General features: G+C 58.4%; 9 protein-coding genes and 1 riboswitch. Of the genes, 4 read left to right on the top strand and 5 right to left on the bottom strand.

Features of this window, described 5'->3' with window-relative positions:
* Positions 1-3 precede the first annotated feature (3 nt).
* A complete protein-coding gene (murI, locus tag KHA73_RS23850; RefSeq protein ID WP_234587248.1) occupies positions 4-867 on the bottom strand; it encodes a glutamate racemase in 864 nt (287 codons plus the stop codon).
* Positions 812-2,689, bottom strand: coding sequence for a TonB-dependent vitamin B12 receptor BtuB (btuB, locus tag KHA73_RS23845; protein ID WP_234587246.1), 1,878 nt, complete (start codon positions 2,687-2,689; stop codon positions 812-814). The genes murI and btuB overlap by 56 nt, the downstream gene beginning before the upstream one ends.
* Before the next feature lie 68 nt (positions 2,690-2,757).
* Positions 2,758-2,976, bottom strand: a riboswitch (cobalamin riboswitch).
* Positions 2,977-3,091: 115 nt separating this feature from the next.
* Between btuB and trmA the strand changes: the two genes are divergently transcribed.
* Complete coding sequence (trmA, locus tag KHA73_RS23840) at positions 3,092-4,195, top strand: tRNA (uridine(54)-C5)-methyltransferase TrmA (RefSeq protein WP_234587244.1); 1,104 nt, start codon at positions 3,092-3,094, stop codon at positions 4,193-4,195.
* 35 nt (positions 4,196-4,230) lie between these two features.
* Here the strand turns inward: trmA and KHA73_RS23835 are convergent, their stop codons facing one another.
* Positions 4,231-4,599, bottom strand: a complete 369-nt coding sequence (locus KHA73_RS23835; RefSeq protein WP_234587242.1) for a YijD family membrane protein — start codon at positions 4,597-4,599, stop codon at positions 4,231-4,233.
* 14 nt (positions 4,600-4,613) lie between these two features.
* On the bottom strand, positions 4,614-5,246 hold the full coding sequence (fabR, locus tag KHA73_RS23830) for an HTH-type transcriptional repressor FabR (protein ID WP_061799719.1): 633 nt from the start codon (positions 5,244-5,246) through the stop codon (positions 4,614-4,616).
* A gap of 216 nt (positions 5,247-5,462) precedes the next feature.
* On the opposite strand from fabR, the gene sthA reads away from it, so the two are divergent.
* Entirely contained in the window at positions 5,463-6,860 is a 1,398-nt protein-coding gene (gene sthA / locus KHA73_RS23825; protein ID WP_234587240.1) for a Si-specific NAD(P)(+) transhydrogenase, read from the top strand.
* On the opposite strand, the gene oxyR is transcribed toward sthA, so the two are convergent.
* Positions 6,843-7,760: a DNA-binding transcriptional regulator OxyR gene (oxyR, locus tag KHA73_RS23820; RefSeq protein ID WP_234587238.1), complete on the bottom strand. Its 918-nt coding sequence runs from the start codon at positions 7,758-7,760 to the stop codon at positions 6,843-6,845. The two genes, sthA and oxyR, sit on opposite strands and share 18 nt — an antisense overlap.
* Before the next feature lie 150 nt (positions 7,761-7,910).
* On the opposite strand from oxyR, the gene KHA73_RS23815 reads away from it, so the two are divergent.
* Together KHA73_RS23815 and KHA73_RS23810 are read left to right on the top strand one after the other, a co-directional pair.
* Positions 7,911-8,642, top strand: coding sequence for a glutathione peroxidase (locus tag KHA73_RS23815; protein ID WP_234587237.1), 732 nt, complete (start codon positions 7,911-7,913; stop codon positions 8,640-8,642).
* A 76-nt stretch (positions 8,643-8,718) separates the two neighbouring features.
* Positions 8,719-10,167 (top strand): dihydrolipoyl dehydrogenase, encoded by a 1,449-nt coding sequence (locus KHA73_RS23810; RefSeq protein WP_234587235.1) that lies wholly within the window; start codon positions 8,719-8,721, stop codon positions 10,165-10,167.
* Positions 10,168-10,536 lie beyond the last annotated feature (369 nt).

Genomic DNA, 10,536 nt, shown 5'->3' with positions numbered 1-10,536 from the left:
CGATTAAAGCGGCAGTTTTTTCAACGTTTTGAAGCCGTAGCCCTGTAAAACGGGCAATAAAGCGTCGGTATCTTCATTTAACGCCATGCAGTACGCCAGATTGTCTTCCTGCGTCGACACCAGATTTTCCTGCGTTGAGATAAGCCAGGCGGTGCGGCGGGCGATAGCGGCGCCGGAATCCACCAGCCGGGTACCTTCAGGCAGCACCTGCATTAACTCTTCCGCCAATAAAGGGAAATGGGTACAACCCAGCACCACGGTGTCCGGCGGCTCGCGCATGCTCAACCACGGCTGCAGGATTTTCTTCAGGGTCGGCAGAGGAACGGCTTCCCCGTGCAGCTTGGCTTCCGCCAACTCCACCAGCTCCGAAGAGCCCAACAGCTCAATCTTGCAATCGGTCGCAAAGCGGGCGATCAGCTCATGGGTATAGGTGCGCTGAACGGTGCCGCGGGTAGCCAGCAGGCCGACGATGCCGTTGGCGGTCAGGCGAGCGGCGGGTTTGATGGCGGGCACTACGCCCACAACCGGGAAGCTGAAGCGCTCGCGCAATGCAGGCAGGGAAACGGTGCTGGCGGTGTTGCAGGCGATGACCACGATCGCCAGCGGGTGGCGTTGCTGCACCGCGCCGACAATCTCCAACACGCGTTCAACGATAAACTCTTCGGACTTCTCGCCGTAAGGGAACGCCACGTTGTCGAAGGCATATATATAGTGGAGGTCCGGCAGCAGTTGCCGAACCTCTTGATATACCGACAGCCCGCCGACGCCGGAATCAAATACCAGCACTGTCGGGCGGAGTGTTGTGGAGCTGTTAGAAGGTATAGCTTCCAGTAATGTAGTATTCCCTTCCTGGAGTAGCGTAGCCATAGGCCGTCTCATAATCTTTATCAAACAGGTTGGCAATTCTACCACGAACTGTCAGATGAGATGTGACCGGATACGAAACTGCGAGATCCCACAGGCTAACGCCGCCGAGTTTGACCGTTGGACTTGGATAAACGCCGTAGTCCTTGTCGTAACGTTCACCCAGGTATTGATAGGTCACCGCCCAGTCAAAATCATACAGCTGCCAATCCAGCTCATATTTCACCTGTTGCTTGGCGCGACGCAGCAACACTTCGTTGGTTTTGGCATTGCGCGGGTCGACATAGTCGTAACCAATCTGATGCGTCAGCGGGCCGGTTTCAAACGAAGCCGTGGCCTCTACGCCTTTAATGGTCGCTTTACCGATGTTGTAATAACGGTAAGTCACGGGATCGCTGTCAATCAGGTTATCAATGTCATTACGGTAACCTGATACGCGCCAGGTCACTGGCCCGGTCAAGCCTTCAAAACCGCCCTCCCACTGTTTGCTTTCTTCCGGCTTCAAATTATCGTTGCCGTAAGTGGTACTGAACAGCTGATTCATGTTTGGCGCTTTGAACGCCGTACCGTAGGAGGCGATGAACCGATACCCTTCAACAAACTCCCAGGCCGCACTGGTTTGCCAGGTGCCGTGCCAACCAAATTCCGAGTTATCATCGCCGCGCGCCGCGGCTTCCAGCGTAACCGGCCCAACCAATTGCTGCCCGGTCAGATAGACGCCGGTATTGCGCTGGCTTTTCTCGCTGCTGACCGACGCGGTGCCGGGTTTTATTTGTTGGTCCTGCCAATCGGCCCCCGCACTTACGGTGCCTTGTGCGACCTTGAAGGTATTGCCCCACTGCAGGTTGTATTGCTCGGCATCGTCCAGGCTGGAGGACACCGCGTACTGCCCCTTGCGCGGATCATAATTGTAGTCTTTGCTGTGGCTATAGCTGCCCACTAACTGGGTGGCGTAAATCCCTTCCTGATAGCGCAGCCCGGTGTCCCAGGTTTGGCTATACAGCTTGCGGGTATCGGGGAGGCCAGTAATGTTGAAATTTTTGTCGTAAGAATAGAAGCCATCGTAACCGGTGCGGTTATCGTAGCCATACCCGCGCGCAAAACCGCTGATTTGCTCGTTGAACTGGTGCTGCACCGCACCGTACAGCGAATTGCTCATAAAACCATCACGATCGGGCTGTGGGATGCTGGTATTGCCTTGCGCCACCACGTCATACCCTTTGGTATAGGTGTAGTTGCCCGCAATCGTTGCCACGGTGCTGTCGCCCAGCTGTTGCTGAGTCGAGGCATCGTAGGCCTGGTAGCCGTTCGAGCCGAGGCCGGCGGAGAGCGTAGTGCCGTTCTTTTCGCGGGTGGTAATAATGTTGACCACCCCGCCGATGGCGTCTGAGCCGTACACCGCCGAACGCGGGCCACGGATGTACTCGATTTTCTGCACCAGCGAGATCGGGATCTGGCTGAGGTCGGAAGAACCGCTGACGCCCGCCTGATTAAGACGAATGCCGTCAATTAACACCAGCACGTGGCTGGAGTTGGTGCCGCGGATGAACAGCGAGCTTTTTTGCCCCAACCCGCCGTTCTGGCCAACGTCCACGCCCGGCAAACGGCGCATCACGTCGGTCAGGCTCTTGGCCTGCCAGCGGTCGATATCGTTGCGGGTCACGATAGAAGTTGGCGCCAGCACGGAGGAAACCGGCTGCGGGAAACGGTTGGCGGTAACCACCAGGTTATCGCCCTTATTCGCTGTGGTGTTGTCTTGCGCCCATCCAGAAAAAGCCGTGACGGAGGAAACCACCATCAGCAGCGTATTTTTTGTAATTGTCATGAAAAAGCATCCAAACTTAATTGGCGGATGCCGCAGGATCATGGCCGGTAGTTCGCGACGGCCACGGACATTGCGACGTAACACCGGCAGGTCTTCGGGCTTGGGATTTGCAGGCTGCTTTCGCAACCGACACCGGGCGATGACTTCCCATCCTGCAGTGGACAGTGTCTGCGTCAACACGCTATCGCCGTGACTTCCCCTTACCGCTGCGCGTCAGCTCCGGATTCACACCGGATTCCCTTTTCACTCGCTGCTTGAGGCCGGACGGCAATGCTACGATCAATGTAAATAGATGTCTAGACTTCCACTAATGTTACAAATAATAAACGCGACAAAACTGGACTTCACGGGCTGATTCCCTACAATCCCCGCTGATCAAATTTGCCTGACGAGAAGAAACACATGACGCCCGAGAATTTGCCTATTGAACGTTACGATGACCAGCTGGCGGAGAAAACCGCCCGCCTGAAGACGTTGATGTTACCGTTCGCGGCACCCGAGCCGGAAGTGTTCCGCTCGCAAGTCGAGCATTACCGCATGCGCGCAGAATTCCGCATCTGGCATGATGAAGACGATATGTACCACATCATGTTCGACCAGCAGACCAAGCAGCGCATCCGCGTTGATCAATTCCCGGCCGCCAGCGAACTGATCAACCGCCTGATGAGCGCACTGATTGCCGCCATCAAACCGGACCCGACGCTGCGCCATAAGCTGTTCCAGATCGATTATCTGTCGACGCAAAGCGGCAAAATCATCGCTTCGCTGCTGTACCACCGCAAGCTGGACGACGCCTGGCAGCAACGCGCTGGCGAGCTGCGCGACAGCCTGCGCGCCCAGGGCTTCGATCTGCAGCTGATCGGCCGCGCCTCGAAGATGAAAATCATGCTGGATCAGGACTATGTCGACGAAGTCCTGCCGGTCGCCGGCCGCGATATGATCTACCGTCAGGTTGAAAACAGCTTTACCCAGCCGAATGCGGGAATGAACGTGCAGATGCTGGAATGGGCGCTGGGCGTCACCGCCGGATCGAAGGGCGACCTGCTCGAGCTTTACTGCGGCAACGGCAACTTCTCGCTGGCGCTGGCGCGCAACTTCGAGCGGGTGTTGGCGACCGAGATAGCCAAACCTTCCGTTGCGGCAGCGCAGTACAACATTGCAGCCAACCACATCGACAACGTGCAGATTATCCGCATGGCGGCGGAAGATTTTACCCAGGCGATGAACGGGGTGCGCGAATTTAACCGGCTGAAGGGCATCGATCTGAGCGGCTATAACTGCGAGACGATTTTTGTCGATCCGCCGCGCAGCGGGCTGGATGACGATACGGTGAAAATGGTGCAGGCCTATCCGCGCATTCTGTATATCTCATGCAATCCGGAAACGCTGTGCGCCAACCTGGAAACGCTGCAGGAGACCCACCGGGTCAGCCGCCTGGCGCTGTTCGACCAGTTTCCTTATACCCACCATATGGAATGCGGCGTGCTGCTGGAAAAACGCCGCTGATATCGTCGGGGCGCCGCAATGGCGCCCCGGCTCTATTACCCTTGGGTATTTTCATCCGGCGTTTTGCGCGCCTTCAGCTTGAAACCTATCCAGAACACCAGCGCCACGCAGACGATCGAAGGCAGGAAGTTGGAGCCGATCTGCGGGTATTCCGCGCGCACGATGGCGCTGTACAGCAGCACCCCCAGCAGGAAACAGGCGGCGGCCAGCTTCGGCATGCCGTCCGGCATGGCGCGGTTCAGGTAACGTTGATGCAGGCAGTACACCGCCAGCACCAGCGCGATTATCGGGAAGACTGAAAACGGCACCACCGAGCTGAACAACGCGGCGAACGAGCCATTAATCGAAAGGCCGGCAATCAACGCCAGCAGTAAGGTGCCATTCTCACGACCTGGTTTTTCCATCACTTTCTACCTTTTTATACGTGGGATACAGAAGCTTTTTCTTGCTCGCGGCGATACCAGTAATACGCCCCCTTGGAAATCATCCGCAGCTGCAGCACCAGACGTTCTTCCAGCTGGCGCCGCTGTTCGGGGTCAATATCCAGCGCTTCCGCGCCGGCGCTGAACACGATGGTCACCATGGCCTCCGCCTGCGCCTCGGTAAAGCTGCGCGGCATATGGTTTTCCAGCTCGAGGTAATCCGCCAGTTCGGCGATAAAATGTTGGATCTCGCGCGCCACCGCCGCACGGAACGCGGCCGAAGTGCCGGAACGCTCACGCAGCAGCAGGCGAAATGCATTGGGGTTGTTGCCGATAAACTCCATAAAGGTGGAGACCGAGGTGCGGATCACGCTGCCGCCCTTGGCGATGCGCTGGCGCGCCTGGCGCATCAGTTGGCGCAGCATCAGGCCGCTTTCGTCGACCATGGTCAGCCCAAGCTCATCCACGTCGCGGAAGTGGCGATAGAACGAGGTGGGCGCGATCCCCGCCTCGCGCGAGACTTCGCGCAGGCTCAGGCTGGCAAAGCTGCGTTCGGCGCTCAGCTGGCTGAACGCGGCTTCGATCAGGGAACGACGCGTCCGTTCTTTTTGTTGTGCTCTGACGCCCATATGCATATCCAGATAAGTTCCATTCAATCAGTCTAACGCCCTAGAGCCGGCAATATAGCAAATTTTATTGCAACAGCATTTATACTAACGCGCGCAATCACAGTTCTGGCCTGAACCAATTGTGCTTTGCCTCAAAAAGCCTAATGGTGATTGGGCGTGCAGCGCTATGATGTTAAGATACCGTTGTAATCTTGTATAAAAACAGGTCTCTCCTACATGCAACAGCACTATCAATTTGATGCCATTGTAATTGGCTCGGGCCCTGGTGGTGAAGGTGCCGCCATGGGGCTGGTGAAACAGGGCGCCCGCGTGGCCGTTATCGAACGGTACAATAACGTAGGCGGCGGATGCACCCATTGGGGCACCATCCCATCCAAAGCCCTCCGCCACGCCGTCAGCCGCATTATCGAATTCAACCAGAACCCGCTTTACAACAACTCACGTACGCTCAGCGCGACATTCCCTGACATTCTACGCCACGCCGACAACGTCATCGATCAGCAAACCCGCATGCGTCAGGGGTTCTATGAGCGGAACCAGTGCAAACTGTTCGCCGGCGACGCGCGTTTCATCGACGCCAACACCGTCAGCGTCAGCTACATGGACGGCACCCAGGACACCATCCGCGCCGACCATATCGTGATCGCCTGCGGTTCGCGCCCTTACCTGCCGGCCAGCGTCGACTTCAATCACCCGCGTATTTACAACAGCGATTCCATTCTCGAACTGAGCCACGAACCGCGCCACGTGATCATTTACGGCGCCGGGGTGATCGGCTGCGAATACGCGTCGATTTTCCGTGGGCTGAACGTCAAGGTGGATCTGATCAACACCCGCGATCGCCTGCTGGCGTTCCTCGATCAGGAAATGTCGGATTCCCTGTCTTATCACTTCTGGAACAACGGCGTGGTAATCCGCCACAACGAAGAGTTCGAGAAGATTGAAGGCACCGACGACGGGGTGATTGTTCACCTGAAGTCAGGCAAGAAGGTGAAGGCGGACTGCCTGCTCTACGCCAACGGCCGCACCGGCAATACCGACTCGCTGGGGCTGGAAAACGTCGGCCTGGAGTCCGACAGCCGCGGCCTGCTGAAAGTGAACAGCATGTACCAGACCGCACTGTCGCATATTTACGCGGTAGGTGATGTGATCGGTTACCCAAGCCTGGCGTCGGCCGCTTACGATCAGGGCCGCATCGCCGCTCAGGCCATCGCCTCCGGCGAAGCCAGCGGCCACCTGATCGAAGACATTCCGACCGGCATCTACACCATTCCGGAAATCAGTTCCGTCGGCAAGACCGAACAGGAGCTGACGGCGATGAAAGTGCCTTATGAAGTGGGCCGCGCGCAGTTCAAACATTTGGCGCGCGCGCAGATTGCCGGCATGAACGTCGGCAGCCTGAAGATCCTGTTCCATCGCGACACCCTGCAGATCCTCGGGATCCACTGCTTCGGTGAGCGTGCGGCGGAAATCATCCACATCGGTCAGGCGATCATGGAACAGAAAGGTGAAGGCAATACTATCGAGTATTTCGTTAATACCACCTTCAACTATCCGACCATGGCCGAAGCCTACCGGGTAGCGGCGCTAAACGGCTTAAACCGCCTGTTTTAACGTGCTGCCGATGTAGTTCTGCATGTGCTCGCGGATCGCCTCGGCCAATTGCTCATAGCGGCTGCGCAATGGGGAACCGGGGCGGTATACCAACGCAATGGTGCGCTTCGGTTCCGGTTTGTAGCAGTCCAGATAGCAAACGCCGTCGCGCTCGCGCTGCGGCGGCACCGCCAGCGATGGCAGCAGGGTAATGCCGCTGCCGGCCGCGACCATATTGCGCAGCGTTTCCAGACTGGTGGCGCGGAAATGGGTATCCTCGTCCGCGCCCGCCTGGAAGCAGAAGCCCATCGCCTGATCGCGCAGGCAGTGCCCGTCTTCCAGCATCAGCAGCTTCTCCCCCGCCAAATCCGGCATCGCCACGCGGTCGCGCTGCGCCCAAGGGTGATCGGAATACACCGCCAGCTTCATCGGCTCATCAAACAGCGGCACTTCGATAAAGGCCTCCGTTTCCTTCACCAGCGCCAGAATGGCGCAGTCCAGCTTGCCGCTGTCGAGCTGCGCCAGCAGCTGTTGGGTTTGCGCTTCGTGCAGATACATTTCCAGCTTGGGGAAAGTCTTGTGCAGCGTCGGGATAATCTGCGGCAACAGATAGGGCCCCACCGTCGGGATCAAACCGATATGCAGCGGCCCGGACATCGCTTCGCCCTGCTGGCTTGCCATCTCTTTCAGGACTTTGACTTCGCGCAGCACGGTACGCGCCTGCTCCACCAACAACAAACCCGCCTGGGTAAATAACACCTTGCGGCTGGTGCGCTCAAGCAGCATCACGCCCAGCTCGTCCTCGAGCTTGCGGATCTGCCCACTGAGCGTGGGTTGGCTAACGTGGCATGAATCGGCGGCGCGGCGGAAGTGCCGGTGCTCGGCCAAGGCGACCAGATACTCTAAATCACGAATATTCATTGTTTCCCTCCAAACCATGATAGCTCATGGCGATAGATAAGATAGCAATGAGCGATTAGAACTATCAAGCCCCTGCGTCAATAATGTGCCCCAACAACGCGATACAGCGCTAAAAGCTAAAAATCATTTTCCTAATTAAGGGGTTAATCAATGTTTACCAGTCAAGAAGGCAAAAAAGTCCCTCAGGTTACGTTCCACACCCGTAAGGGCGACCAATGGATTGATGTGACCACTGATGACCTGTTCAAAGATAAAACCGTCATCGTATTCTCACTGCCGGGCGCCTTTACGCCGACCTGCTCTTCCAGCCATCTGCCGCGCTACAACGAGCTGTCCAGCGTATTCAAGCAGCACGGCGTTGACGGCATCCTGTGCGTCTCGGTGAACGACACCTTCGTGATGAACGCCTGGAAAGCCGATCAGCACGCGGAAAACATCACCTTCGTGCCAGACGGCAACGGTGAGTTCACCAAAGGCATGAACATGCTGGTCGAAAAGGCCGATCTGGGCTTTGGCCCGCGCTCATGGCGCTATTCGATGCTGGTGCGCAACGGCGTGGTAGAAAAAATGTTCGTCGAACCCAACCAGCCGGGCGACCCGTTTGAAGTGTCCGACGCCGACACCATGCTGAAATACCTGGCACCGGAATTCAAAGTGCAGGAATCGGTTTCCCTGTTCACCAAACCGGGCTGCCCATTCTGCGCCAAGGCCAAGCAAATGCTGCAAGAACGCGGCATTCAGTATGAAGAAATCGTGCTGGGCAAAGACGCCACTACCGTCAGCCTGCGCGCCGTCAGCGGCCGCGCTACCGTACCGCAGGTGTTCATCGGCGGCCGTCACATCGGCGGCAGCGATGACCTGGAAACTTTCCTGTCAGCCTGATTAATAAGTAATAACTAAAGCAACGTGAACTTTGGCGGGCTCCGGCCCGCCCTTTTTTTACCTTTCAGGAGCGGATATGAAACAGTTGAACGTTGACGTCGCGGTGATCGGCGGCGGCACCGCCGGGCTCGGCGCCTATCGCGCGGCCAAACTTTCCACCCCCAACGTGGTGATGATCGAAGGCGGGCCTTACGGCACCACCTGCGCGCGCGTTGGCTGCATGCCGTCCAAACTGCTGATTGCCGCCGCCGAGGCGGTGCATCAAATCGAACGCGCGCCGGGCTTCGGCGTGCACCCCGCCGGCAAGACGCGCATCGACGGCCGCGAGGTGATGGACCGCGTCAAACGCGAGCGCGACCGCTTCGTCGGCTTCGTGCTGGAAGGGGTCGATAACATCCCCGCCGGCGACAAGATCCAGGGCTACGCCCGTTTTATCGACGACAATACTTTGCAGGTAGACGGACACACGCGCATCGTGGCCCAGCGCATCGTGATCGCTACCGGCTCTCGCCCGAGCTGGCCGGCGGCGTGGAACGATCTGGGCGATCGGCTGATCGTCAACGATGAAGTCTTCGACTGGGACGATTTGCCGCAGTCCGTCGCCGTGTTCGGCCCCGGTGTGATCGGGCTGGAGCTGGGCCAGGCGCTGCATCGCCTGGGCGTGGACACCAAGGTATTCGGCGTCGGCGGCGCGGTTGGGCCGCTGACCGACGGCGCGGTGCGCAACTACGCCGCCAAAGCGCTGAGCGAGGAGTTTTACCTCGATGCGGACGTTCAGCTGGAGATGATGCAGCGCGAAGGCGACAAAGTGTTTATCCGCTATCAGGATAAACAGGGCCAACCGCAGGACATCATGGTGGATTACGTGTTGGCCGCTACCGGGCGCCGGCCCAACGTCGACGGCCTGGATCTCGAAAACACCCGCCTGCAGCTCGACGCCAAAGGGGTGCCGCTGGCCGACCGCCTGACAATGCAAACCAGCGTGCCGCATATCTTTATCGCCGGCGACGCCAGCAACCAGCTGCCGTTGCTGCATGAAGCCAGTGACCAGGCGCGCATCGCCGGCGCCAACGCCGGCAGCTTCCCGGAGATCAACCCGGGCCTGCGCCGCAGCGCCATTTCGGTCGTGTTCTCCGATCCGCAGATCGCCATGGTCGGTTCCACCTTCCGCGAGCTGAGCGAGAAATTCAGCGCCTGCGGCTGCTTCGAAGTCGGCGAGGTCTCGTTTGAGAATCAGGGCCGCTCACGGGTGATGCTGCGCAATAAAGGCCTGTTGCACGTTTACGGCGAACAGGGCACCGGCCGCTTCCTCGGCGCCGAGATGATGGGACCGGAGGTCGAGCATATCGCCCACCTGCTGGCCTGGGCGCATCAGCAGCAGATGACCGTCAATCAGATGCTGGACATGCCGTTCTACCATCCGGTAATCGAAGAAGGGCTGCGCACCGCACTGCGCGACCTGCAGGCAAAATTGAAGCTCGGCGAGGCCGAAGCGGAACGCTGCCAGCGCTGCCCGGGCGAGTAAGCCCGCTTAGCGCCATGCAGGAGGGGGTAAGCCGCAACCGTTGCCTGTGGCGGGGGTAATAAAAAGGGCAGCCTTCTGCTGTAATGCCGATCAGTTAAGCCTGACTGGCATTTTTTTATCCAATCTCTGTACGCTCTGCGCAGGATGAATTGCCGTAAATATCCCGCATTTATCTGCTGCCGCAATGAACGGCAATTGGAGGGGCCGAAGGCGCGGCCCCTCCACCCGCGCCCTCGCTTAACACCGTCTGTCCGCTGCGCGAATACCCTCGCTGCACCCGCGTTGTCGGGCGGGTCGGCTACGACAAACGTCCCTGTTAGTCTCGCCTCAACCGGCCTTCCCTGGCCGGTTGCCCCTGACAACGCCGTC

Source organism: Serratia entomophila, assembly GCF_021462285.1.
GTDB classification, from domain to species: domain Bacteria; phylum Pseudomonadota; class Gammaproteobacteria; order Enterobacterales; family Enterobacteriaceae; genus Serratia; species Serratia entomophila.
Note: the sequence above shows the minus strand (reverse complement) of the source record. Positions and strands in the feature narration are given on the sequence as shown.

Excerpts from the sequence above, each read along its gene's own strand:
- KHA73_RS23815 (WP_234587237.1), top strand. The coding sequence starts at position 7,911 with ATGTTTACCAGTCAAGAAGGCAAAAAAGTCCCTCAGGTTACGTTCCAC.
- btuB (WP_234587246.1), bottom strand. The coding sequence starts at position 2,689 with ATGACAATTACAAAAAATACGCTGCTGATGGTGGTTTCCTCCGTCACG.
- KHA73_RS23835 (WP_234587242.1), bottom strand. The coding sequence starts at position 4,599 with ATGGAAAAACCAGGTCGTGAGAATGGCACCTTACTGCTGGCGTTGATT.
- sthA (WP_234587240.1), top strand. The coding sequence starts at position 5,463 with ATGCAACAGCACTATCAATTTGATGCCATTGTAATTGGCTCGGGCCCT.
- KHA73_RS23810 (WP_234587235.1), top strand. The coding sequence starts at position 8,719 with ATGAAACAGTTGAACGTTGACGTCGCGGTGATCGGCGGCGGCACCGCC.
- fabR (WP_061799719.1), bottom strand. The coding sequence starts at position 5,246 with ATGGGCGTCAGAGCACAACAAAAAGAACGGACGCGTCGTTCCCTGATC.
- trmA (WP_234587244.1), top strand. The coding sequence starts at position 3,092 with ATGACGCCCGAGAATTTGCCTATTGAACGTTACGATGACCAGCTGGCG.
- oxyR (WP_234587238.1), bottom strand. The coding sequence starts at position 7,760 with ATGAATATTCGTGATTTAGAGTATCTGGTCGCCTTGGCCGAGCACCGG.
- murI (WP_234587248.1), bottom strand. The coding sequence starts at position 867 with ATGGCTACGCTACTCCAGGAAGGGAATACTACATTACTGGAAGCTATA.